Here is a 26,107-nt window from a genome sequence, read left to right as displayed (position 1 = left end):
ATATGGTATATTTTTATATGTAAGATATATTTAACTATCTTATTTATCTAATATAAGGGGGCATTAAAATGAAAAGAAATGTATCAAAAAAATTTATATCTACTCTAGTAGCGGCTACACTAATGTTGGGGTCATTCTCAATGAATGCATATGCTAAGGAACAGAATAATCAATTTGAAGGCAAGGTAAGCATAGGTGATTTCGGGCTATATACTAAAATAGCAGGAAAGGGTAAGATTTCTGTAGTGTTTGATTCAGGTTATGGTGATGGTATAAATACTGATAGTGATCCGAAAAAAGGTTGGGGGGAAATTCAACAGAAAATATCTGAATATGCAAGAACAGTAACATATGATAGAGCGGGGCTTGGAAAAAGTGATGACACTGCTAATAGAGAACCATTAAATGATATAGATAGACAATTATTGATGAATAATAAATTTTCTTCAGTATCTTATGATAGCTCAATATTTAAAAAAGGTAATGGTAAAACAGCCATTGATAAAGCTCGTAACTTACATGCCCTTTTAAAAGCAAAAGGTGTTAAAGCACCCTATCTTTTGGTAGCTCATTCAATAGGTAGCTTTGATGTTGTTGAATTTACAAAATTGTATCCAAAAGAGGTTGCAGGCATAATTATGGTGGATATGATGAATTTCATTAATTCAGATATGCCAGAAATGAAAGAAGTTTTCGTAGGGCAGTTTACTAAGGCAGATGGCACACTTGATGAACAGTTACAAAGTGCACAGCAGGTGTACCAAGCAGGAGATGTACTTAGAAATGTACCACTAACTTACTTATCAGCTGTTGATGAAGGCATGGGTCCAATATATCAAGCAGTTGTAAATGCAGAACAAGAAGATTGGCTTAGGTGCTCTAATTACTCTAAAAGAATACCAGTTCCAAATTCTGGACATTATATATACATAGACCAACCTCAGTACGTAGTAAATGCAATTAAAGACATGATTAATACTATAGAAAATAAAAATTCTCAACACAAGGATAACAATTATTTAGCAATGCAGAAATAGAAGATAGTGTTTTAAAAGCTATGGTAAATTAATAACAACGGATTCCGTTTTGAAGTTCTTTTAATAAAACAACTTGAAAAATAGCATGCTGATTAACCTCATAGTTAGCATGTTATTTTTATGTGTTATTTGGTATGTTAATAATAAAGCTAATTTTAAATTATAAACTGAAATGACTTACCTCTTTCTATAAATAAGAGATAATTATACATGTAAGAATATGCTATAATTATTATTAGCTAAGACGATATCGTATTCTATTGTAAAGTAAAAACTATTTGTACAGCATACAGATAAATAATAATTTAATGGAGGAATTTTATATGTTTGGGAAAGAAAAAAAGGAAAAGAGATTTGTTATTAAAGAAGAACAGTCATTAGGATTTGGTGCAGTATATATCGTTGTTGATACTCAGACAGGAGTTAATTACATAACGACTGTTGGATCTGGTATGAATGGAATGACGCCATTATTAGATTCAGATGGTAAGGTAGTAGTTGATAGATAAATTCTAATTTATAGGATTGAATTAACATAGTTTAGACTCAGTTATTTTGCATCTTTCTTTAAGTCTTCATCAATCGTAAAAGCACGATATATTAATTATATATCAACTATAAATAAATCAATAAATAGGGGTAAATGTGAGAGCATCAAGAATAAGGAAGCTTCGATACGTATACTATCAGGGTTGTATACACTCGTAATACTTGCTAAACAAGAGAATGACATTGTTGCGATAGCAGGAGTGTCGGAGCTCTGTTCAAAATTGTGAAATTGGAAAAAATATTTGGAATATGATTGCTATATTTAAAGGCAAAAATGAAATTATTTTTAACAACAAAAAGAGAATTCAATAAAATGAATTCTCTTTTAATATATATACATATTTAATTTTAAACTAAGTAGAGTATAGTAATTTATTTTAATTTAAGTTATTTTTCTTTGTCTTATCACATATCCTAAAGACCTCTTATTTATAAACTTTTACTACCCTCTAAAAACTCTGAAGATTTAATTTGAAACATTGGACTATCCCCTTTCTATTAGCGATTATTTTATTTTATCTAATGAAGGTTAACAGTTAATTATGCTTCTTTGTTTATGAGATAATAATAACATGGTAATTGGTATTTGTAAAGAACTATTTTTAATTGATAATAAATATTACTAGGTAGAAGGTTGAGCTAGTTAGAGCATATTTATATAATAATATTTTTTGTTCCATTTCTACACAATTCCCATATTGAAGCAGGAGAATTATAATGGTAAGATGGATGTGTTGTAAATTGCAATAGAAACTGGAGGAAAAATTATGACAATAAAATTATTGGCAATAGTCCCATATGAAGGTTTAAGAGAATTGCTTAAAGATGTATGTAGCAAGTATGAAAATATTGTTATGGACATAGAAATTGCGGATTTAAATGGATCAATACCAATTGCTAGAGAAGCTGATAAAAGGGGTTATGATATTATCCTCAGCCGTGGAGGTACTGCAAATATAATACGTGAATACGCTGAAATACCAGTTATTGAAATTCCTGTGTCAGGTTATGATATTCTTCATGTATTAACGTTAATTAAAAATTCAAGTACAAAGATGGCAGCTATAGGATTTAGTAATATATGCAAAGGAACTGAGATTGTTAGAAAATTACTTAATATAGATTTACCAATATATTCACTTAACAAAGAAACAGAAGTAACACAGGTGCTGCAAAAGGCATTTAATGATGGTATACAAATTGTGCTAGGAGATGTTGTTACAGTCAGGGCTGCTAAAGAAATGGGTTACCATGGGATACTTATTACTTCAGGTTATGAATCAGTAAATGAAGCATTTAAAGAAGTGCAGAGGATATATGATATTTTACTTAAAGGAAAAGCTAAGGTAAACCTTTTGGAGAAGTTACTTGAATCAAGTAGTTTAGGTGTAATAGCAGTTGACGGTCAAAATATTATTAGATATACAAACAGTGCAGCGGCAAGGATTTTAGGGGAAGAAACGGTTAAACTTATAGGAGATGTTCTTGCCTATCATGTACCTATTATAGTAAATTTAATTAAAAACATCGTAAATGAGGGTAAGAAAGATGTTAAACAATATATTTATATAAAGAAAAAGCAAGTATACATTAACATAGTATCTTGCCCCGATGAAATTGAGGCACGGTACATAATATCTCTAGTAACTGATGAGTCAAAAATAAAAAATTCGTTAGTACAAATGCCGTCTGGTATTTCAACTTTTGCTCAAATAGTTGGTTCAAGTGTTGCTATAAAAAAATGTATTCAAAAGGCGAAAAAACTTGCGGGTTTAGATGGAAATGTCTGGATTTATGGCGAAAGTGGAAGTGGAAAATGTATGTTTGCCCAGGCGATCCATTCAGAAAGTTCATTTAGAAAAAACTCGTTTTATATTTTGGACTGTAAGCAACTATCTGAGTTAGAACTAGAAAGTGAATTATTTGGAAATGAGAATGTTGTAGGTCTAATACAAAAGGGAGAAAAGGGGACACTTTATCTTAAGGATATTGATGGTATGAAACTTAGTATGCAAGAAAGGATAGTTCTTGAGGTTAACAAAGGTACTTCAATGAGGATAATTGCATCATCTAGTATTCCGTTTGAAAAATCTACCATTAGAGAAGAATTTTCTAAAAAACTTTTTTCTATAATTGGAGAACTATATTTGAAAATACCGTCTATAAAGGAACGTTTAGAAGATATTGAAGAAATTGTTAGAATTAAGATAGCGGATTATAATTCACAGTATGGCAAGCAGATTGTTGGGATGAGAGCTGAGGTAATTAACAAATTGATGAATGAGAGTTGGCCTGGTAATGTGAAAGAACTAATTAATATTATTACAGAAATGCCTGCTGCGTCAGATGGGCCGTATATTGAATTAAGTGAGGTAGATGAAATTCTAAGGAGGCATGAGGAATCTCATAAAAAATTATCGCAAAATACGATGATGGTAGATATAGGTGGTTCTTGGGAAGAAATCGAAAAAAAGATTTTGTGGCATATTTTGCAAGAGGAAGATATGAATCAATCTAGTACTGCGGAAAGGTTAGGAATCAATAGGACAACTATTTGGAGAAAATTAAAGGAATATGATACAACAATGTTGCAAAAATAAACAGTTTTTGCAAAATGCAAATAAGAAACCTAAAAGGTGATATTCACTTTTTAGGTTTCTTTATTTGAACCTAAATATTAGATTGGGAATCAATAGAAAAACTATTTGGAGAAAAAAAAAGGAAATAATAAAACTGTTGCAAAAATAAACAATATTTGTGATTAGAGTTGTTTGTAGTACTGAAAAGTTATATACTACAAATAAGCAGAACAGATATTAAAACAATATGTTGCAAAAACAGACAATTAAATAGCTCGTATAGTAATAAAATTTTCATTACCATTAATAATAGATATTAAAGGGAGGTTTTATAAGAGCTTATTTTAATTCATTTTGGAGGGGTTTTATTATGTTTAAAATTGCAATAATAGCTGATGACTTAACAGGAGCTTCAGATTCAGGTGTTCAGTTTGCTAGAAAAGGTATTGAAACACATGTAATTTTTGATATAAACCTTTTTAGTGATACATCAAATGAAAACGTTGTTATTGTGGTAGATACAGACAGCCGTGCTAGTAAAACAGAGGTTGCTTATAAGAGAGTTAAATGTACTGTAAGTAAACTTCATGATTACGGATTTGATTTTATTTATAAAAAAATAGATTCAACGCTCAGAGGAAATTTGGGATATGAAATTGATGCAATATTAGATTCGACATCTTTTGATTATTCAATAGTAGTTCCAGCTTTTCCAAAACTCGGCAGAACAACGGTTGAGGGTGTTCAATATTTAAATCATGTACCAGTAAGTGAAACTGAAGTTGGCAGGGACCCACGTACACCTGTAAAAGAATCAAATGTAGTTAAACTACTCTCACTTCAAACCAATAGGAAATGTACATTAATAAAACTAGACATTGTTCGTGGAGGTATAGTCAATATAATAAAAAAAATTAATGAAGAAAGAGCACATGAAAATGAAATTTTTATTTTTGATGCTGAAACTGAAGATGATTTAGAAATTATAGCAGCATCTCAATCACATTATGATCCATCTAGAATACTTTGGGTAGGTTCTGCTGGACTTGCAGAGTTCATTCCAAAATACTTTGGGTTTCCTGATGTATTGCCTGAAGTAATGAATATTTCGCCAACTAAAAATCCTGTTATACTTGTTTCAGGAAGTTTATCACAATTAACAAGTAACCAAGTAAATCAGTTTAATAAATTACCACAAGTTGCACAAATTGAGCTTAATGTTCTGGACATTATTCAATCTGATAAAAAGAAGGCAGACGAAATCAAGAGGTGTTTTGATGAAGTGTCAATAGCAACAAAAGAGGGAAAGGACATCAGTCTTTATACATGCTCATTACCTGAATATATTGTTGCTACAAAGTTAAGTGGAAAAGAATTAGGTCTTGATGGAATGGAAGTATCCAATCAAATCTCTAATGCATTAGGAGAAATTATGTCAAAGATATTAAAAGAAATACCTCTTGCAGGAATGATTCTTACCGGAGGTGACACGGCAAAAGCGGTATGTAAATGGAGCGAAATTTGTGGTATTAGCTTAATAAATGAAATTGAGCCGGGTATACCACTCGGAAAACCTATTAATAAATTTGATATGTATGTAGTCACTAAAGCAGGAGCATTTGGAAAATATGATTCATTAATTAAAGCATTAAAGATGTTAAAAGGAGGGGTTTCAATTTGAATAAACCTATTATTGGAATAACTATGGGAGATGCTGCAGGTGTAGGTCCAGAGATCATTATGAAAACACTTAAGTATGAGGAAATTTATGAAAATTGTAGGCCTATTGTTATAGGTGATGCAAAGATGTTAATAAGAGCAAATGAAATTGTTAAATCTAGCCTTGAAGTTAATATAATAACAGATATTAATGATGCCTTGTTTGAGTATGGGAAAGTTGATTGTATAGACCTTAATTTATTGCCTAGTGACCTACCTTTTGGGGAGGTATCTGCATCTGCTGGCAATGCTGCTTTTCAATATTTAAAAAAAGCAATAGAATTTGCAAATGAGGACAAAATAGATGCAATCTGTACTGCACCTCTAAATAAGGAAGCACTTCATAAAGGTGGACATAACTACCCTGGGCATACCGAAATTCTTGCGGAGCTTACAGGAACAAAGGAATTTGCAATGATGTTATCTTCTCCAAAACTTAAAGTAATACATGTTACTACGCATATGGGAATGATTGATGCTGTAAAATCTATTAATAAGGAACGGGTATATAAGGTAATATGTATGGCTGCAGATGTTCTTAAGAAGGCAGGAAATCCAAACCCACGTATAGCTGTTTGTGGTGTTAATCCTCATGCTGGTGAAAATGGACTATTTGGTTATGGAGAAGAAGAAAGAGAAATATTGCCTGCAGTGAAGAGAGCAGAACTTGAAGGGATTATTGTAAATGGACCAATACCTGCAGACACAGTATTCTACAGAACCCTTAAGGGAGAATTTGATATAGTTGTTGTTATGTATCATGATCAAGGACATATTCCAGTTAAGGTTTTGGGATTTGCAAATGGCGTTAATATAACAGTTGGACTACCCAAAATACGTACAAGTGTAGACCATGGAACAGCTTTTGATATTGCAGGTAAAGGAATTGCAGATGAGCGAAGTATGATTGAAGCAATGAGGCAAGCAATTGAATTAGCACCAAAAAATAAATAAACCACATGTTTATTCTGGTTTGAAAGGAGAAATAAAATGTTAAAATTAAACGGTATAATAGCAGCAATGACTACACCTTTAACAATGGAGGAAAAAGTTAATGAACAAGAATTGAGGAATCAGGTTAATAGATTTATTAAGGCTGGTATTCATTCACTATTTTGTTTAGGAACTAATGGAGAATTTTATGCCCTAAGCTTTGAGGAAAAGTTAAAGGTAATTAGTATCGTTGTTGATGAAACAAAAGGTCGAGTTCCTGTTTTAGCAGGTACAGGTTGCATTACTACAAAAGAGACTATTGAACTTACTAAAAAAGCAAAAGAGCTTGGGGTAGATGCAGTTTCAGTTATATCTCCATACTTTGCAGGCTGTTCACAGGAAGTATTATATAACCATTTTAGTACTCTTGCAGATTCAGTAGATATTCCAATTATATTATATAATATACCAGCAAGAACTGGTGTAAATATTGATTATACTACTGTTGCACGATTGGCAAAAATTAAAAATATTGTTGGAATAAAAGATAGTAGTGGAAACTTTGATAATGTACTTCGTTATATTGAAGAAACACCAGAGGATTTCATAGTATTGTCTGGAAATGACTCATTAATTCTATGGACTCTAATGGCAGGTGGAAATGGTGGTATTTCTGGAATATCAAATATATTACCTGAAATTATGGTAAGCATTTATGAAGAATGGAAAAAAGGTGATTTTAAGAAATCTAAGAAAGCACAAGATAGCATTCGTGAAATACGCGATACTTTAAAATTTGGAAATCCAAATTCAATTGTAAAATTTGCAACTAACTTAGTTGGAAACCCAGTTGGACCAGCGAAGGCTCCATTTAATGTGGATAGTAAAAAAATTGAAGTTAAATTATTAAAAGTATTAGAACTTTATAAATAAAAATTTATTCTAATTTCATAGGGAGGCAAAAGATAATGAGTGAAGTTTATTCGATAGGTATGCCAAGAAAAGTTTTTTCAGGGCTTGATAGCATTTTAAAAATAGAAGAAATTATTAAGATGTGTGGAGCAAAAAAAGTAGTCTTAATTACAGATAAGGGTGTTTTTAATGCAGGAATTTTAGAAAAACCATTAGAGGTGCTTAGAAGTTTAAATGTTGAAATCAATATAATTAGTGATGTACCAACAGAGCCTGAAAAAAAGCAAGTTATGCAGATTTTTAAAGAGGCAAATGAATTTAAAGCAGATTTGATTATTGCAATAGGTGGTGGTAGCGTTATGGATACCACAAAGCTAGTTGCAGTTTTAATGAAAAATGAAGGTTATAGAGAAAATATATTAGACACTTCATTAATAATAGAAAATGGTGTTAAAACTGTAATGGTACCTACATCTTCTGGAACAGGAGCAGAAGTAACACCAAATGCTATAGTGATTATTCCAGAAGAAGAACTAAAGGTAGGTATTGTTACAGATAAATTTATTGGTGATTATGTAATCCTTGATCCACAAATGACTAAAAGTTTGCCACCACATATTACTGCTTCTACAGGAATAGATGCATTTTGCCATTGTATTGAATGTTTTATTTCTAAAAAATCAAATCCTATTAGTGATATATTTGCTTTAAAAGGAATTAATCTGATAAGTAAGTATATAAGACGAGCATACATTAACGGTAGTGATATGGAGGCAAGAGAAAATATGCTTTTAGCTGCTTTCTATGGAGGATTAAGCATATCATCCGCAAGCACTGTAGCTGTACATGCATTATCTTATCCTTTAGGTGGAAAATATAGAATTGCTCATGGAGTATCCAATGCTATGCTTTTGCCATATGTAATGGAGTTTAATGCAAATTCAATTTTGGATAAACTTATAATTGTAGCAAATGAAATGGATATAGATGTAGCTGGATTATCAAAAGAAGATATTGGGAAAAAAGTAATTTCTGAAATATACCTATTGGTAAAGGATTTAAAGATCCCATCAGATCTAACAAAGTTTGGGATCACAAAAGAAGACATAGAAACATTAGTTGATGCAGCGGCTAAGGTAACAAGGTTACTTAATAATAATCCAAAAGAAATGACAAGAGATGATATGAAAAATATTTATATGAAATTGTTGTAATTTGAATAAATTAAGAAGGGGTGTCAAAAAATGATTTTTGAAAGTATGAAAAATATGAAAGATTATACTAGCATTAATACTAATTTTAAAGCTGCCTTTAATTTTTTAAAAAATACTGATTTAAATTCACTTAAAGTGGGTAGACATGAAGTTGACGGAGAAAATGTATACGTTTTAGTACAGGAATATACAACACAAAATGCTGATGAAAGACGTTTTGAAGCGCATGTAAGATATATAGATATACAGTATGTTGTTTCTGGAACAGAGATTATTGGATTTATGCCCACTGAATCCCTAGAGATTATGGAAGACAAATTACAAGAAAGAGATGCCGCCTTTTATAAAAACGTTTCAGACTATACTAAACTACAATTTAAAACGGGTGATTATGGAATATTTTTTCCAGAGGATGCTCATAAACCTTGTTGTGCTTTTTTAGAGCCATCACATGTAAAAAAAATCGTTGTTAAAGTTTGTATTAATTAATAAATTTTAATGCAAAAGGGAAGAAGGAGATACAAATGACAACTTTAATGGCTTTTATCATAGGAGTCCTACAAATTACTATACTTGATTTAACATTATCTGGTGACAATATTGGGGTTATAGCATTAGCAACAAAAAACCTATCGCCTAAATTTGCGAAGAAAGCTAGTTTTATAGGAATAGCAGGAGCTATAGGATTAAGAGTATTATTTGCATGTATCATTACCCAAATAATGGCTATACAGTGGTTGCCGATTAAGTTAGTTGGTGGACTTGTTTTAGTAAAAATAACATGGGACTTTATTAAGCCAGAGTCTAAAGAAGCAGAGTGTAATGTAAAAAAAGCAGATAATTTTTGGGGAGCTGTAGCTGTAATAATTATTGCTGACATTAGTATGAGTCTTGATAATGTAATTGCAATAGCAAGTGCAGCAGATGGCAATGTTTTATTAATTGTTATCGGTATTTTGATAAACATACCAATAATTTTTTACGGAAGTCAATTTGTTGCAAACTTAATGAAAGATCACCCTATTGTTATATTCATAGGTGGTGCAATACTCGCTCACACCTCATTTAAAATGATACTTGAGGATAATATAACTATAAAATACTTAAGCCTTCCACATGTGATTTCGGGGATAATACCTTGGGTTTTTGCTATGGCTATAATGTTGTATGGATACATAGTAATAAAAAAAGGGAAAACACCCTATGGGGTAGAGTTTTAACAAATGTCTAAAAATTTATAAATTAGGAGGACAACAATATGCAATATGCAAAGTTACATGAACTGACTTGGGATGGTACTATTTACCAGAATGGTGACATGGGAATGTTGGAGGCGCTGCTGCCAACCGGCGGATACCCAACCGCACATTCACCGGCAATGGTTGAACTGCCTAATGGCGACCTATTATGCTGCTGGTTCGCAGGCACCTACGAGGGCAGCGCAGATATCCACATCATCTGCTCTATCCTGCCTAAGGATGCACCGGCCTGGTTGTCACCAGTCGATATCTCTAGCGACTCCACCCGCAGTGAGCAGAATCCTTCCTTGTTTTACGGCCCTGATAATGCAGTTTGGGCCATGTATACAGCTCAGCTAGACCGTCAGGAGGGAAAGGACAACATGCAGTACACATCCGTGGTTCGTTGCCAAAAGAGCACCGATGGTGGCAAGACATGGGGATCCTATGAGACAATTTTTCCAGAGGAGGGCACCTTCTGTCGCCAGCCGATTCAGATCCTGTCCAACGGACGTTGGATTTTTTCAAACTGGTTGTGCACCGATTCGGTGGACGGGTTGTCCGGTGATCCAACTGCCTTCCGCATCTCGGACGACGAGGGAAAGACCTGGCGAATGGTTATGATGCAAAAGAGTAATGGTCATGTTCATGCTAACGTGGTAGAGCTTGAAAACGGACATCTGGTTGCTTTTATGCGTAACCGTGAGGCTTATCGCATTCACCGTAGTGAGTCCTTTGACTGGGGCGAAACCTGGAGCGAGCCAGTAATGACTCCACTCCCAAACAACAATTCCAGCATCAGCGCGCTAAGGTTGCAGAGCGGTCGCATCGCCATTGCGTACAACCCAACCTGTACACCTGATCCTCATCCTGGCAAGGCTGCTTGGCCTGGTCTACGTTGCCCGGTGGCGGTGGCTCTTTCTGAGGACGGCGGTCTGACTTTCCCTATTATTCGCTGGATGGAGAGAGGTGAGGGATTCATGGGTGATGAGAACAAGACCAACAATCGTCAGTACGAGTACCCATATCTTATGCAATCAGCCGATGGAGCACTACATCTTACTTACGCGTCTCACACCCGCCTTGGAGTGAAATATGTTCGCTTTACTGAGCAGGACGTGTTGGGTAAAAAGCGTGAGGGGGTGGGACTCTATAACCCCACAGCGGCCCAGAGTCGCTAAGATAACAAGGAAGATTCGGAAATACTTAAAACCTATAATATAAAAATGCCCCCTGTCGTATATGGTGGAGAAAACTCCATGGAGAACATGACCTCCATCCTGAAGATAAGAAAAATTAAGGGGGTGGCCATGTTTACCGACAATGGAATCGATGGTTGCGGCCTGTTCTCACTTACAGAGGATGCAAGAAATCTGTACTTAGAAATCCTATAAATTATTATGCAAATAGAAAAGGAGAGAGTTATTATGAAGAATGTTGAATTAAAAGGTATTATCACACCAATTCTAACCCCTATGAATCCCGATGAATCGATCAATTTGAAGGAGCTGCGTAACCAAATTGAACGCATGTTGGAAGGCGGCGTCCATGGTCTGTTCCCATTCGGAACCAACGGCGAAGGTTACATCCTAAGCGAAAATGAAAAAATTCAGGTTCTTGAGACTACTATCGACCAAGTGAAAGGTCGTGTTCCGGTGTACGCAGGTACCGGCTGCATTTCCACGGCTGATACCATTCGTATTAGCAAGAAGGCACAGGAGATTGGCGCCGACGTTCTATCCATTATCACTCCTAGCTTCGCTCTTGCTTCACAAAAAGAGCTTTACGACCACTACGTGGAAATTGCTAAGCATGTAGATATTCCAATCGTGCTGTACAACATCCCTGCACGCACAGGCAACAAATTGCTGCCTGAAACCGTTGCAAAGTTGGCTAAAGATGTAGACATCATCATGGGTGCCAAAGACTCCAGCGGTGACTGGGACAACCTACTTGCCTACATTAACCTTACAAAGGACATAGACAAAGACTTCCGTGTTTTGTCCGGAAACGATGCGCTAATTCTACCTTGCCTAGAGGCAGGCGGTGCGGGCGGCATCGCAGGATGTTCCAATGTATATCCTCATGTTATGGCATCTATTTATGAACTGTTCAAGGCTGGTAAGCTCGAAGAGGCTAAAGTCGCTCAGGACTCCATCGCCTCCTTCCGTGCCGTATTCAAATATGGCAACCCTAACACTGTTGTTAAAAAGGCTGTTTCTCTGCTTGGTTATCCTGTAGGCGACTGCCGCCGTCCATTCAACTACCTATGCGACGAAGGTATTGACGCACTAAAACAAGTTTTGAAGGAAAACGCTTACAAAGGGATGCGTTAATATGAGTATGCTTGAATTGATATAAGGTCCCCAACTGCAAAAAATAATTCTATATAAAAGAGAGGAGATCATACAAATGACTATTCCAATGATTATTGCCCTAGTTATCACTGTAGGCATGGTTATTTTAATCATGATAGACAAACTTCCATTCGGTGCACCTCCAATTCTTGCATGTTTACTAATGGTTATTTTTGGCGTAACCAATATCAAGACTGCTTTCGGAGGTTTTTCTAATGCTACTATTATTATGCTTGCTTCTTTCATGGCAATCGTGGCTGCTCTAGAAAAAACTAACCTTATTGGTGCATTCAGAAGAATAGTTTTGAATATGGCTAATAAAGGTGGATTTAAGGCATATATAATGTTATTTATTATAGTTATGTTAGCTAGCAGTATATTCGGCACAGGCTCAACTGCATTTTATATTCTTACTTTAGGTATATTATCTACTATACAGTATACTGACAAGTTACCACGTGGTAAAGTTATTGCTGCTGCCGGTTTCGCATGTAACCATCCACTAATTCCTATAAATGTTACATTACAATATGGTATTGTTATTGCTGTTTTAGAAGCTGCTGGTTCAACTGTTATTAAAGTTAACTTAGTGAAATTCTCTATTGTAAACTTAATACTTTCATTAGCTTATATAGCATGGGCTTTAATTGGTTATAAAGTTCTACCTAACAAAAACGTTGACGATACAGAAAATGGAGATGGTAAGGCGGCGCAAGAAATAGTCTACGATTTACCTAAATGGAAAGAATATACAACATATGCAGCCTTTTTAGCGGCTGTTGTTGGTATGATTCTTCAAAGTAAAATTGGCGATGCAGCATATATGATTCCAGGTTTATCTGCAGCTCTAGTTTTAGTTATCAATGTTTTGAATTTCGATGAAATTCGTAACAACATCGGTGCTCCAATTATTTTGATGTCTGCTGGTGTTATCGGTGTTGCAGATGCTCTTGGAAGTACAGGCTTAACTGCTTTAGTTGGTAAAACTGTAGCTAGTATGCTTGGTACTAACGTTAATGCTTTCGTACTAATCTTTGTTTTCTGTATGCTAACAAGTCTACTTGCAACCCTTACAGGATCCACTATAGGTACTGTATATGTATTTGCACCTATGGCTATTTCTACTTGCATGAGCTTGGGTCTAAATCCGACTGCTGCAGCTGCTGCAATCGTACTTTCAGGTTGGAACGGCCATTTCTTACCAATTGATGGTTTGCCAGCTATGGTAATGGGAATTGGTAAGTACAAGCTAACAGAATTTTGGAAATACACAATTCCAATGTACTTCATCCGTTTGATTGCTTTGACTGTCGCATCTGTATTGATATTCCCACTGTAAGCTCTAAAATCACTTATTCTAGATAGCTTAAATGAATGGTAATATTTTGATCCATTTAAGCCCTTAATGCATAAGAAGGATCTATGCCAGAGGCTATTTAAGCCGTGTCATTGTGAGCTTTAAGCAAACGCCAACAAAAACAAAGCACACGCAGGCAGGTGATTGTCACAGTCTGGGTGTGCTTTGTTTTGCTACATGTGCAGCAAATGGAAAACAATATGAGATGTTTTTCTATATTTCAACAAAGGCAAACACATATACCCCTGCGAAGACAATTTATGTTTGTGCGCCCGACAAAGACGCTCATTCATATGAATCCGTCGAAAAATTTGCAAAGGAATCAAGATGGCTTGAGCTAGCAGAAGATGATGGTGCAGTTCTTGTCATGCCTGTTGCAAAAAATGGTTGGCAGGCACTAAAACCCACACTTATAGAGGAATTATATGATGAAACCAGGAAAAATTTCAGATCAAAAAATGGTGACAGTATACCAGGACGAAATGGATTTGTCTGGTGTTGGGAAACTCTTATTTATTTGGTGGGCTATGGGGAAGGCGCAGTTTTTGCAGGAAATGTTACTGTTACAAGCCCAAACCGTTTTGCAGGTGTTGCTCTTGTAGGCGGTGTTCCATGCGACTATACAGCCCAGTCGAACCCTTCCAGCCATTGGCTTGTCCACAATGTAAGCCCTGACTATAATATGAGAAATCATGATATTCCAGTTTGCCTCTGGATGTTCGGACCAAACGAGAATTTTGTAAAAGAGGCCCTTGCATATTTTTCTGAGAGTAACCAAATAGCTGCTCCTGCCGAACTAAAAGAATATGAGGGCATAAGCACAAAACTTTATAAAAATTCAAGAGAGGAAGCTGCTCAAATCAGAGTTTCAGTGGGGAACTTTTCGGCTACTCCAGTACTCGCTAAGACAATTATGAATCAATTTTTCAACAAATTTATTCTCTGGAAAAATTCTCCGGATGGCACTTTGAAACCATACCTTAACAAGTCTGCATTTTACGACTCCGATCGCTATGCACATGATTCGGTAATGATGAACGATATTAAGTACGAATTTTCTACCTATCTTCCTGAGGGAATGAACTATAAAGACGCTGCAGGTCTTCATGTTGTTTTCAGCGTTCACGGCAGAGGGGAGCCATCTTGGATTTTTTCAACCAAGAACGCCTGGGATAGACTTGCGGATGAGACCAAGGAATTTATCCTCGTTCTTCCTGATTCACCCCAAAACATATGGCTGTTTGATCGAGATGGTGAAGTATTCCAGCATATTATCGATAAGCTATATGAAATCTATTCAATTGACAAATCCAGAGTATATCTTACCGGATTTTCTAATGGTGGCATGATAACACGTCAGGTAGGAAATCACTATCCAGAACTTTTTGCTGCAATTTCTCCGTGGAACGCGCCTTTTGCCGACAGTTTTGAAGAGATATTATTGAGTGGCTATGAGCTCCCATGTTTCATCTGTGCCGGCGATAATGACGATAAAGTACCCTTATGGGACGATCTAGACAGTTTGCTGGAGAATATGCTCAAAATAAACAATTGTAGCATTAGAGAAGCCGGAATCCGTAGCCCTATGAAATTTATCCCTGACGATGTGCACAACGGTGAGAACCACTACACACAAGAAAACAAATACACAGATGGCGAACGTTTCCAGACTTTTTTATACAATAACTCTTACGGCCAGGCAAGAGTTTGCTTTACACTCATGAAAAACATGCCTCACGGTGCCGTGTATGATGAAAGCCGCGCTACATGGGCATTCATGAAGCGCTTTAGCCGTCCTGAGGGCTCAAAAAAAGTTGTTAATGCTGAGTTTAAATCCTGAAGTGTTGATGCTATTTTAATTTCTTATTCGTACAGGAAAAATTAATATGAATGCCGATTCAGTACTTTCAACACTTATAATTAGCGGATTAATAGTACAGTTCATCAGTTACTTATTTTACAAATTTAAATACTAATAACTGGGGTGCAGGTATATTTTAGCGGAAAATATACTCTAAGCTCCAGACTATTCCCATTAATACCAACAAACCTGCATTAATGGAGCTATAATTTCTAAAAACTAGTAAAACAAACGAACGTATTATGAGTTTGGACTAAAACATTACATTAAAATTATGAAGTTAATTTAAATTAGTTTTAACTCCTTTGATAATCAAGTACTATCAAGGATTAAGAGTCGATTACCTAATGTAATAACGTTCTCTTATAAAATTGACATAATCATCTGTTTTAATGAACTGCTTAAACTGGAATTTATGGTTCTAATTCCTTAAATAAAAAGCGTAATGACATTACTGTTTTAGATATTTTATATTTACTTTCTAAAGATACTAGCTTAGGATTTTCCACTAAATAAATAACTTCTTTTTCACTAACTCCAGACATTATTGCAATTGTTTCTGCCGAAATACTATGATATTCTAATAACACTTGCAAAAATGCTCCAATTTTAAAATCAGCATCATCTTTTCCACTAAGTTCAATCATAGAAATTAAATTAGACATTTTAGAAAAGTCTTTAGAATTTTCAAACAATTTTTTTTCATCTTGACTTAAAATAACTTCTTTTTTTACATCTAATAGTTTTGAAAGCACATCTACACTAAATTTGTATTTTTCAATCAATAGTTGCAACTCTTCCATCACATCTTTTTTAGTTATCATTTTCACATTTTCCATATTGATCACCTTTCTTATAAAATAAATTACTATTTATTAAATTGTTTTACATCATTCATGTGTCGCATAATTAGAATATGTCGTCACAAGTACCCCCTCGTAAAATGATGCTGGGGTTGATATATTTAGCTTATACTAATATTCTGAATGTAACACAATACCAATTGAGTTACATTCACTTTGTGTCTATAGGTCATTGTTTAATTATTAAAGTTCTTATTTTTCATTTGAACGCACGAAATATGATAATTGCATTTTACTGTTTTCATTTAATTTTTTATATATATTTTGTACGTGATTATCAACAGTTTTAGATGATATAAAAAGTTTTTCAGCAATTTGTTTATATGTTAATCCTTTAATGATAAGTTCTATAATTTCGCTTTGCTTTTCTGTAATATCATATTTTTGCTTAAAGTAATCTGTAAGTTTATTATTAGCGATAAATGAGGGTGTATTAAAATATTTTAAAACAAATATAAGATTAAAGATATTTATTGTTAAAAAATAAGAAGGTAGTGCTGCCATTTTTAATAGCTCTATGTTTTTAATAAGTTGAATATAGGGTCTATATGATTCAATCATTATAAAAGGTAGAAATATTATGGTTATTAAAACAAAAGATTTTATAGCTTGTTTTAAATCTTTATTTACAACCTGTTTATAGTTTTTAAGTCCAACATAGAGTTCATATATAATTACTGAAATAATGGAAGCATGTATTATAAATTTAAAAATATAGTGTGTTTCAAATAAATAATATATAGCTATTCCTATAAATTGAAATGTAAAAACAGAAAAAAATATTTTCTTTTTTAGGTTTGTTATTTCTAGACCGAAAAGATAATTTATAAAGAATATCCCTAATAAAGAGCTAAATGATGTACCAACAAAATCTAAAAATTTAGATAGGTATGGTATAAATGAGCTTACTTGAGCTACATACTTTGAGTACAGTCCTAATGCTATTGAATTCTGAATAGCAAAAAAAGAAAGATTCAATGCTATAAAAAACTTTAGAGCTTTCTTTTTATTACTACTGTATATGAAATAGGAAATTGAAATAGATGATACACCTGCAAATAATGAAATAATATAAAACAATGAAATAATGTCTTTCATAATGACACCTGTCCTTTCATACCTTTTACTTTGAAAAAAAGATTTAGCTCATTCAATAGAATAAATCTGCATATACAATATTTAGTATAAAACAGATAGGTCTATCTTACAATATCTTTAAATACGAGCAGCAGTAGGACAGAAACCAATATTTAGGGATATAAATACGATAAAAAATCGTGAAATTTAGAATCTATTAAGGATAGGGAGTATTCCCTATTCTTATTTTTTACGAAATTAAGGGGGGTTTTACCTATAGACTCTTGTTTTTTTTGATGCTTTAATTATTTACGAAGGTACATGCTTATATGATTAAAAAATAAAATACAAGGGAGCTATTATATGAATTTAAGAAAGAGCATTAGTTTTTTATCTTTTATTTTATTGCCAATTACATTGAACTACTTTGCACCGGTTTTGATAGTACAGGCAAGTTTTGAAAAAACATTTACAATTATGCATATTATATTTCTATTAATGATTTTGTCTGCAATATTCTTTGGAGGATCATGGTGTAGTTATATATGTCCATTTGGTGCATTACAAGAATTAGTTCCTACTACTAAGCCAAAACATAAATTACCTAATTTAAAATGGTTAACAGGAGGTGTTTTTTTAACATTAATAATAGCGCCACTAATAATGCATGGTTTCCAAAAAGTAATATTACCTTATCATATGGTAGATACTAAGGTTTCAGTATCTAGCTTTCATGACTTAATTCGGTATTATATAATAACTATATCTATTGTTTTAATAACAATAGTGTTAGGTAAAAGAACTTGGTGCCAATATATCTGTCCTATGTATATATTTAATTATATTGGAATGAATATTGGAAGGCTTTTAAAATTACCTTCTTTGAAAATAACATGCAAAAGTGAAAAATGTACTCAGTGCAAAAAGTGTACTAACAACTGTTTGATGGGTATTGAGGTAGCTGATATGGTGAAAACTAATAATTGGAATACGAAGGAATGTATCCAATGTGGTGAATGTTTAAATGTATGCAAATGTGATGTGTTGAAAAGGAAATGGAAAAAGTAAGGTTGTATAATAATAAATGGTTTAAGTTATAACCGATACAGTGAACCGTATCATAAGTAAATGCGAACATAATTAGATATGGGTTTACTTTATTAAGCGCGTATTGATATTCTTAAAGTAACACAATAGTAATTGAGTTACTTTCACTTTGGGTCTATTGCCTATTCCTTAAAAATTTCAGTTTCAATTTTTAATGAAAACGCGAGCTTTATTATGTATGGTCCTAAGGCTTTTACCATAAGTGGTAATTGATAAGGTAATGCTCAGGTGTCCTTTTTAACGTATTAAAATTATCTCAGTTGTATATTACTGATATTATTTTTTAAAGAATTCCATTCCAAGTTCCAGATCACTTTTTCCCATTACCTTTTCTATAGTTCCATTTTTAAGTTCAGCTGCTAGAGCTAAAATATTAGTTATAACTTTACTAAGTTCTTGGAGCTGCACTTGAGATTTAGAAAGGTTCGTTTCAAGTGTAGTTGTTAAGGTTCCTTCATTATGCCATTTGGATATTTGATTCTCATATAAACATATGAAATCTAATTGCTCTGAAAATACTTTAATAACACTTTCTACTATTTCATCATTCAAAACATATGGTTTAGATTGCGCCTTCAAAAGATTTTCATATTGATTTTTAGCTTCTTCTAGTTGACCAGATATCATTGTAGACATCATAGGTAGCATACTGATAGGGTGCCAATTTTGTTGCTGTTTCTCCATAAATTTAATCCTTTCAAGTGCTATGTTTTTTATAAGATAGTACCACAAAAATGATATATTCAAAAACTTAATTGCTTAATAATCTATATAAACCATTACATTTAACATATAAATGTAATGGTTTATGGAAAATCGTGTATTCAGTTATGACGTAGTATAAGAATATTATAAAACTTCATGTATTATAAACTAACATTAACTATCTCTTTGCTTTTCCTGAACTATGTTCTATACAAATTTTTATTACCCTAGTTGCTTTACTTGCCCTCTTAATATACTCTTTTCCTTGTTCAATAAAATCTGGCGAATACTTACTTAACGTTTCTAAAAGAGCCATATTTTTTTCATCATCAAAAACTTCACTTGCTCTTCCAAATACAATTATACTCTCATATTTTGTACTAAACTCGTCAGGTAAAACACAAGTTTTTCCAACTACGCAAAAAGATACTTTATCGTTATTTAATATATTATCTAATTTATGTCCTTTAATAGCACCATGAAAATATATTGAATCATTAGAAAAAATATAACTTATTGGTACACCATAAGGATAACCATTTTCACTTATAGTTGATAGAATACCGCAACTATTATTTTTTAAGATTTCAATAACCTCATCATTTTTGAGTTCTCTATCTTTTCTTCGCATTTCTCTAAACATAATAATCACTCCTTATTGAGAATACAATGCCATTTAATTTTCATAATGCTCCTTTCAATTATAAATTTTTCAAACATGTACGCATTATTTTACGATGTCGTCTTAATTAATAGTAATTATAGCATGCTTTTATATGAATAATCATTTTTTATTTGTAAAACTTGGTAAATTATTTTTCTTCATATTACTATGGGCTTGTTAATATTACAACTTGTTCATGACCCCCAGGGGATTTTATGGATTTGCTTAAAAATAATTAGGAAGGTAATATAAATGAAACAAGAGAGGCCATATGGCATCCCTTATGAACATTTAGAAATAAACATTAATGTCTTGTAAGCATACTTATTTCCTTCGTTTAAAGACTGCGACAATTTCTCTACATTTTCCACCATCTTGAGTAGTTGAGAAACACGACACTAATTCCCAACCTTGTTCTCCAAAGCTATTAAGTTCACTATCAAAATGACTTGTATCTAGTATCCCGCCCATAAACCCTTTTGATTCAACTTTAATACTGGTATATTCCCACTTCTCCAAAACATTCACCTCAATTCACATATTTTATTTTAGTTAATACAAAACCTAAACTCAATATTGTAAAATTGTTTTCTAATTTAATTATACAGCTTATTTATATAACTATTCTATCATGTTATCATCTGCTATAAAATCTACATCAACATTCTTCGCGCGAAGTTTATTAATATAAACCACTGCACACCTAAAAGTCCTTTTATTCTTTGGATTTTCTTGTCTCACTGAAAAATTCACAGGCTTATTGTAGCATTTACAATATTGCATATTACTTAATTGTTTTTTGAAACTAGTCAGTGGCAACACTTCATGAGTTACATTATGCTCTCTACAGTATTTCACAAACCTATCGTAAAAGCATGTATAATTAAGGCGAAGCACAAAATCTCCATCTAAATCAAGAACTGCATCATAGTCGATATTTCTTAAAAGTTCATTATTAGCTGCCATACGATTCATGGTTTCGAAATTTTGTTCTATAACTGTTTTATTCGATGTTCCTCCATCTAACAAGTCCTCATAAGCCCCTCTTTCTATTGATGAAATAATTTCTTTCATAGTAAAACCTGTGCACTCCTCCATATTCAAATCTAAATCATCAAATACCTTCTTAAGTAAAGCTATACCAATCATACAGTTAGCTAGAGAGTTTTTAACTCTGTCATTTTTAATATCATTACCAATCGCTTTTTCAAAAATTGAACTATGAACTTCTTTGATTTTTTTCTCTTCCATTTTTAGGCCCTCCTTCAAAAGACTCGCTCCGAGTTTATTAAGTAAAATAGAATTTCCCTTTAATTTTTCTAGACTTTCTTTGGTTACCTCATCAAAATAGGAAGTCGCAAATATAACTCTAAGGCTTCTTCCCACATTAGCCGTTTCCTCAATACCTACTTCTCCAGATAAAATAACTGAAGCCCTGGGAATAAAACTTCTATTTTTATCTAGGGTGGCTACTCCTTTTATTCCTTTGTAGTTATCATAGGAATTTCTCATAACTCCTGATATTAAATCCACTTTATTTTTGCCTATTATATGAGGCTTGTACTCTTCTAAAATAAGAGGTATAAAATTACTGCTACTGGCGGTTTTGTTTAAGGCAAAGTCTGTACACTGCGCAGCATTTAATATTCCGTCTTCCATGCACAATATAGGTGTAATAATATATTTTACAGCGCTACTTTTACCACTACTACTTTCACCTTCTATTAAAAGATGGTTATATTGAATTCTACTCCGTTTAAGCTTTTCTTTCAGAAACAAACCACATACATAACCTAATATGGCAGCAGTATTTTTAAGAATACTAAATTTAAATAAATATGGTGCAACTTCTAAAAGCTCTTCTTTTGTAATAACATCATTCTTTAGAATGTTAGTATTAAGCTCTGCATATTGATTTTGCATAGCTATATCTAAAGTGGCGACTCCAGCAGAATTTAAGGCACCATGCTCAGTCACGAAGCACCACTGATTGTTAATTTTATGAAAACCACTGTAGGTAACGCCCTTCCTTATATCACTAGTTTTACTTGAAATAATAAATCTTATATATTGGAGGTCCTCAACCCTTCCTATATAAAAAGTCTTAAAGCTGTTTAGTGCTCTTCTAAAAGATAATACATCATCAAAATCGGAGGTTTTAAATGTCTTCTCGCCTATAACACCTTCCTGGGTAACAATATGACCTATAATATGAGTATCACCTTCATTTTCAATATAATATTTTGGATCAATAATAAAATTAGAGATATTAATTATCTGTTTTTTATAATATTTATAGTAACAAAATTCATCTTCATAAATATTTCCTATAGGTTTATTCTGCACGGAGGCGTTTTCTACTGTTTCACCTGTTTTATTAACCAAAGTTATTAAATCGTCTAGAGTACCTCCATTTCCCATCCAATCTACAATATCTTCTTTAGGTTTTAGACCTGGAAGTTCTATTATTTTTATAGATTTGACTACATTCTTTATAACACTTAGAACATCATTTGCATAAGCTTTGCCACTTTCATCATTATCAGGCAAAATTACTATATTAGCTCCCTTTAAAGAAGCAACATAATCTGTACTATAAGCTGAAAACCCTCTAGCTCCAAAAGCGGTTGTAGTTCCAACTTGTCCTAATTTGAAAATCTCATCCACGCATTTTTCTCCTTCTACAAAGAAAATAGTTTTATCATTTTTAATGCCCTCTAAAACCTTTGGTAGCCTATAAATAACATGTCTCGCAGTCTTTATTCCAAAGCTCCAACTACTATTATCTTTAGCATAAGCCATGAAATCCTTCTTTCTTTTGCCATTATCCATCCACTCTCTTCTACAAATCTTATATAATATATTTCCAAGTTCATCTTCATAATAATAATTAGCTGTAATCTTTTTTTGATAATTAAAACTTTGTTTCGTCTGAAAGTCACGTTTTGTAGAAGGCTTAGGGTCATCGGTTTCAATCTCAACATTATATTTTGCACTTAAAAATTTCATCCCATTGTGGAATCCATCTATGCCCTCGTTATACTGGGCTGCACTCAAAATATCACCTTTAGCTCCACAACTAAAACAAATCCAATACCTTCCATGACTTCCTGGCACAATGGCTGCACTTGGATCCTCATCCTTATTGTTATGTGCACTTTTATTAAAACAGGTAAATTTTCTGTTTTTATTTTTGTTGCTATGTTCCATTACGTAATCTTTTAAATGATCCTGTATCTCACTAATACATCTTTGCGTAATTTTGCTAATCATAAATAACCCCCTAATTACTTTTGTGCGGCTTAGATCACTAAGCATTATCTCTAGAATAAATCCCTGGAAAATAACAAGAATTGTGAATGCATTACACTTTCAGTAAATATATATGCTCTTGTGAGGGATATTTACAAAAAAATAAAAAATTATTACTAATTATTTTTAAAAATAGTAATATTGTAAATAAATATGAGATATGTAATTAGCTTAGCTCATTGATTTATAAGGCTTTATAAGTGATTTACTTATTGAATTACAAATTTATCAGGGTGGGTATCCACTAGTGTAGAGTTTTAAAAGTTCAGATTTAAATCGTAAAGACAATTTTTGCATTTATATAATAAGGTGTTTTTGTTTTTTTGTAATATATATATATAGTTATAGTTTAATCTAGATATCTTAAGGGATCGAGATGATTACAAGAGGTGGTAATAAATTGAAATAAATTGTAATGGTAGAGTGATTTATAGTGCTTCTGAATTCTTTTGTTACTAAGAAGAAAAAAATTATATAATAAGGAATGCATTCACGGTATCATTTTACTGTAATAAGAGTAGTGTAAATGAAAAATTAATATGATATAATTAAATTAATCAGTGAATTATAGAATTACAAGGAAGTGAATAGTTTTGACAAAAAAACATGATTTTGATGCGGCATGGAAATCCATATTGGAAGCATTTGAAGTAGAAATAGTAGAATTGCTTTTCCCAGAAATATTTAATAAAATAAATTGGGAACTTGGAACAGAATCATTAGATAAAGATTTAAAAGAAATTCAAAAGGATATATTTGATAAGGATAGTACAGAAAATATAATATCGGATAAAATAATAAAAGTGAGATTAAAAAATAAAGGAAGTAAGATATTATTTATTCACGTAGAGGTACAAAGTTTGAGGGGGTGCATTTAAAATGACAATAGATGACATTAGAAAATTGCACTATAAGGAAGAAGGTAGAGAAGAAGGCGAAATGAAAAAGGCTGTAGAAATAGCAAAGAAGCTTTTACGCAAAGGGGTATCTATAGATATAGTTGTAGAAAGTACTGAACTAACAATGGAAGAAGTAGAAAGTATTAATAAGGAATTATTTAACTGAAAATAATTTCTTTAGGCATTTTATATTAATAAAAAAGGTATAGCAAAATCAATTTTGCTATACCTTTTCGGTTACAAGTTACTATAATTTTTAACAACAAAAAGGGAATTCAATAAAATGAATTCCCTTTTAATATATATACATATTTAATTTTAAACTAAGTAGAGTATAGTAATTTATTTTAATATAAGTTATTTTTCTTTGTCTTATCACATATCATAAAGACCTCTTATTTATAAACTTTTACTACCCTCTAAAAACTCTGAAGATTTAATTTTGTGCAATGGACTATCCCCTTTCTATTAGCGATTATTTTACTTTATCTAATGAAGGTTAACAGTTAATTATGCTTCTTTGTTTATGAACTAATAATAACACGGTAATTGGTATTTGTAAAGACTTATTTTTAATTAATAATAAATATTGATAAATGTAAAATTAAAAGATAAATATGGTATAATACCATTAAATTAGATGACACTGTATTATGTAATTAGCTTAGTTCATTGATTTATAAGGCTTTATAAGTGAGTTACTTATTGGATTACAAATTTATCATGGGGGGGTATTCACTATTGTAGAGTTTTAAATTTCAAAAATTATTTATAAAGACAATTTTTATACTTATATTAATAAGGTGTTTTTGTTTTTTTGTAATATATATATTTTTTTATGTTTCAATGTAGATATCTTAAGGGTTTGCGATAATTACAAGAGGAGGTAACAAATTGTAACAGAACGGTAATTAGTAGCAAATTAACATTGCATATAAAATTTCATTATTATCATTTTCAATAATAGCTGCTACAACTTTTATTAGTTTTTTCATTTAAAATAGCTAATGGAGTAAGATATAATATATTTAAGATAATTTAATTGATGCGTAAAAAATAAGGAGGAATAAATCTCCTCCTTAAAATGTTAATATTAATTTTAACTCAATTTAAACATTAACTTATAGCTTTGTTAAAGCGTATCTCCTTATTCAGATATTATAAAAACTAAACTTTATTTTCTTATAACGGTCCCGACAATCGTGTTACTTTTGATATTCACTAGCTTCTTTACATTTCCAAGGGTAGGTTCATTCTTTGATTTGAAAGTAACTGAATAGACTTCCTTTGCTATAGCGCCACTATCTTTAGGTTGAAATTCAGAAATATCTTTCTCAGTCAAATTCTTTTCTATCTTTCCATCTTTCCAAGTTCCAACAATTTCATTTTGTTCTGATTTTGAGAGTTGTGTCCATACAATTTCTCTAACATCCTTTGTCTTAATGGCTGAACTATCTTTATTTCCGCAACCAACCATTGCACTTAAAATAATCAACATTAATATTAAAGGTATAATTCTTATAGATTTTTTCATAAACGTTTAGTCTCCCTCTTTTATATATTAGACGTAAAGGTGTGTTAAAAAGTTTCAACTAATATAAATAACCTTTTTAAACTTATTATGGTTTAATTGTGTCCATATTTAATTATATATCATTTATAGATGATGATTCAAATATTAAACATAATTACTTATAAATTACTTATTTCGTTTTAGACTCCTT

23 protein-coding genes and 1 pseudogene are annotated in these 26,107 nt (G+C 32.3%); 17 read left to right on the top strand and 7 right to left on the bottom strand.

What is annotated here, in order from left to right; all coding sequences use genetic code 11:
• Window positions 1-68: 68 nt before the first annotated feature.
• From LL038_RS14140 to LL038_RS14075, 14 genes are all read left to right on the top strand, one after another.
• Window positions 69-1,037: an alpha/beta fold hydrolase gene (locus LL038_RS14140; RefSeq protein WP_216122020.1), complete on the top strand. Its 969-nt coding sequence runs from the start codon at window positions 69-71 to the stop codon at window positions 1,035-1,037.
• A gap of 323 nt (window positions 1,038-1,360) precedes the next feature.
• A complete protein-coding gene (locus tag LL038_RS14135; RefSeq protein ID WP_216122019.1) occupies window positions 1,361-1,546 on the top strand; it encodes a DUF6440 family protein in 186 nt (61 codons plus the stop codon).
• Between the two features lie 807 nt (window positions 1,547-2,353).
• Window positions 2,354-4,186, top strand: a complete 1,833-nt coding sequence (locus LL038_RS14130) for a sigma-54-dependent Fis family transcriptional regulator (RefSeq protein WP_216122017.1) — start codon at window positions 2,354-2,356, stop codon at window positions 4,184-4,186.
• Between the two features lie 349 nt (window positions 4,187-4,535).
• The gene (locus LL038_RS14125) at window positions 4,536-5,846 is read left to right on the top strand and encodes a four-carbon acid sugar kinase family protein (RefSeq protein ID WP_216122015.1); all 1,311 of its coding nucleotides are present in this window, start codon (window positions 4,536-4,538) and stop codon (window positions 5,844-5,846) included.
• Window positions 5,843-6,838, top strand: coding sequence for a 4-hydroxythreonine-4-phosphate dehydrogenase PdxA (gene pdxA / locus LL038_RS14120; RefSeq protein WP_253200227.1), 996 nt, complete (start codon window positions 5,843-5,845; stop codon window positions 6,836-6,838). The genes LL038_RS14125 and pdxA overlap by 4 nt, the downstream gene beginning before the upstream one ends.
• A gap of 36 nt (window positions 6,839-6,874) precedes the next feature.
• Window positions 6,875-7,750 carry a 4-hydroxy-tetrahydrodipicolinate synthase gene (gene dapA / locus LL038_RS14115; RefSeq protein WP_216122013.1) on the top strand — a complete coding sequence of 292 codons (876 nt, stop codon included), beginning with the start codon at window positions 6,875-6,877 and terminating at the stop codon, window positions 7,748-7,750.
• A 35-nt stretch (window positions 7,751-7,785) separates the two neighbouring features.
• A complete protein-coding gene (locus LL038_RS14110; RefSeq protein WP_216122011.1) occupies window positions 7,786-8,943 on the top strand; it encodes an iron-containing alcohol dehydrogenase in 1,158 nt (385 codons plus the stop codon).
• A 30-nt stretch (window positions 8,944-8,973) separates the two neighbouring features.
• Window positions 8,974-9,432 (top strand): YhcH/YjgK/YiaL family protein, encoded by a 459-nt coding sequence (locus LL038_RS14105; RefSeq protein WP_216122009.1) that lies wholly within the window; start codon window positions 8,974-8,976, stop codon window positions 9,430-9,432.
• Between the two features lie 35 nt (window positions 9,433-9,467).
• Window positions 9,468-10,163 (top strand): TerC family protein, encoded by a 696-nt coding sequence (locus tag LL038_RS14100; protein WP_216122007.1) that lies wholly within the window; start codon window positions 9,468-9,470, stop codon window positions 10,161-10,163.
• Window positions 10,164-10,201: 38 nt separating this feature from the next.
• On the top strand, window positions 10,202-11,362 hold the full coding sequence (locus LL038_RS14095) for a sialidase family protein (protein ID WP_216122005.1): 1,161 nt from the start codon (window positions 10,202-10,204) through the stop codon (window positions 11,360-11,362).
• Window positions 11,363-11,440: 78 nt separating this feature from the next.
• A complete protein-coding gene (locus tag LL038_RS14090; RefSeq protein ID WP_268055871.1) occupies window positions 11,441-11,575 on the top strand; it encodes a hypothetical protein in 135 nt (44 codons plus the stop codon).
• Between the two features lie 33 nt (window positions 11,576-11,608).
• Window positions 11,609-12,517 (top strand): 4-hydroxy-tetrahydrodipicolinate synthase, encoded by a 909-nt coding sequence (gene dapA / locus LL038_RS14085; protein ID WP_216122003.1) that lies wholly within the window; start codon window positions 11,609-11,611, stop codon window positions 12,515-12,517.
• Window positions 12,518-12,593: 76 nt separating this feature from the next.
• Window positions 12,594-13,877: an SLC13 family permease gene (locus LL038_RS14080; RefSeq protein ID WP_216122001.1), complete on the top strand. Its 1,284-nt coding sequence runs from the start codon at window positions 12,594-12,596 to the stop codon at window positions 13,875-13,877.
• Window positions 13,878-13,989: 112 nt separating this feature from the next.
• Window positions 13,990-15,735 carry a hypothetical protein gene (locus LL038_RS14075; RefSeq protein ID WP_216121999.1) on the top strand — a complete coding sequence of 582 codons (1,746 nt, stop codon included), beginning with the start codon at window positions 13,990-13,992 and terminating at the stop codon, window positions 15,733-15,735.
• A 434-nt stretch (window positions 15,736-16,169) separates the two neighbouring features.
• Here the strand turns inward: LL038_RS14075 and LL038_RS14070 are convergent, their stop codons facing one another.
• Window positions 16,170-16,595 carry an HTH domain-containing protein gene (locus LL038_RS14070; RefSeq protein ID WP_216121997.1) on the bottom strand — a complete coding sequence of 142 codons (426 nt, stop codon included), beginning with the start codon at window positions 16,593-16,595 and terminating at the stop codon, window positions 16,170-16,172.
• A 216-nt stretch (window positions 16,596-16,811) separates the two neighbouring features.
• Entirely contained in the window at window positions 16,812-17,717 is a 906-nt protein-coding gene (locus LL038_RS14065) for a helix-turn-helix domain-containing protein (protein WP_216121995.1), read from the bottom strand.
• Between the two features lie 342 nt (window positions 17,718-18,059).
• On the opposite strand from LL038_RS14065, the gene LL038_RS14060 reads away from it, so the two are divergent.
• The gene (locus LL038_RS14060) at window positions 18,060-18,764 is read left to right on the top strand and encodes a 4Fe-4S binding protein (protein WP_216121993.1); all 705 of its coding nucleotides are present in this window, start codon (window positions 18,060-18,062) and stop codon (window positions 18,762-18,764) included.
• A gap of 315 nt (window positions 18,765-19,079) precedes the next feature.
• On the opposite strand, the gene LL038_RS14055 is transcribed toward LL038_RS14060, so the two are convergent.
• The 4 genes from LL038_RS14055 to LL038_RS14040 form a co-directional block, all read right to left on the bottom strand.
• Entirely contained in the window at window positions 19,080-19,487 is a 408-nt protein-coding gene (locus LL038_RS14055; RefSeq protein ID WP_216121992.1) for a hypothetical protein, read from the bottom strand.
• A gap of 199 nt (window positions 19,488-19,686) precedes the next feature.
• Window positions 19,687-20,151, bottom strand: coding sequence for a pyridoxamine 5'-phosphate oxidase family protein (locus LL038_RS14050; RefSeq protein WP_216121991.1), 465 nt, complete (start codon window positions 20,149-20,151; stop codon window positions 19,687-19,689).
• A 345-nt stretch (window positions 20,152-20,496) separates the two neighbouring features.
• Window positions 20,497-20,691 carry a DUF4177 domain-containing protein gene (locus tag LL038_RS14045; RefSeq protein WP_216121989.1) on the bottom strand — a complete coding sequence of 65 codons (195 nt, stop codon included), beginning with the start codon at window positions 20,689-20,691 and terminating at the stop codon, window positions 20,497-20,499.
• A 102-nt stretch (window positions 20,692-20,793) separates the two neighbouring features.
• The gene (locus tag LL038_RS14040) at window positions 20,794-23,445 is read right to left on the bottom strand and encodes a hypothetical protein (RefSeq protein ID WP_216121987.1); all 2,652 of its coding nucleotides are present in this window, start codon (window positions 23,443-23,445) and stop codon (window positions 20,794-20,796) included.
• 632 nt (window positions 23,446-24,077) lie between these two features.
• Between LL038_RS14040 and LL038_RS14035 the strand changes: the two are divergent.
• Both LL038_RS14035 and LL038_RS14030 read left to right on the top strand, forming a co-directional pair.
• Window positions 24,078-24,344 (top strand): annotated as a pseudogene (locus LL038_RS14035) (hypothetical protein); the annotation flags it as partial.
• A gap of 19 nt (window positions 24,345-24,363) precedes the next feature.
• On the top strand, window positions 24,364-24,549 hold the full coding sequence (locus tag LL038_RS14030) for a hypothetical protein (RefSeq protein ID WP_216121985.1): 186 nt from the start codon (window positions 24,364-24,366) through the stop codon (window positions 24,547-24,549).
• Between the two features lie 1,008 nt (window positions 24,550-25,557).
• On the opposite strand, the gene LL038_RS14025 is transcribed toward LL038_RS14030, so the two are convergent.
• Window positions 25,558-25,917, bottom strand: coding sequence for a hypothetical protein (locus tag LL038_RS14025; protein ID WP_216121983.1), 360 nt, complete (start codon window positions 25,915-25,917; stop codon window positions 25,558-25,560).
• Window positions 25,918-26,107: the final 190 nt, after the last annotated feature.

The sequence above is a fragment of the Clostridium estertheticum genome (assembly GCF_026650985.1).
GTDB lineage: Bacteria > Bacillota > Clostridia > Clostridiales > Clostridiaceae > Clostridium_AD > Clostridium_AD estertheticum_C.
The sequence above is the reverse complement of the archived record's forward strand: the minus strand, read 5'-3'. Positions and strand labels throughout refer to the sequence as shown.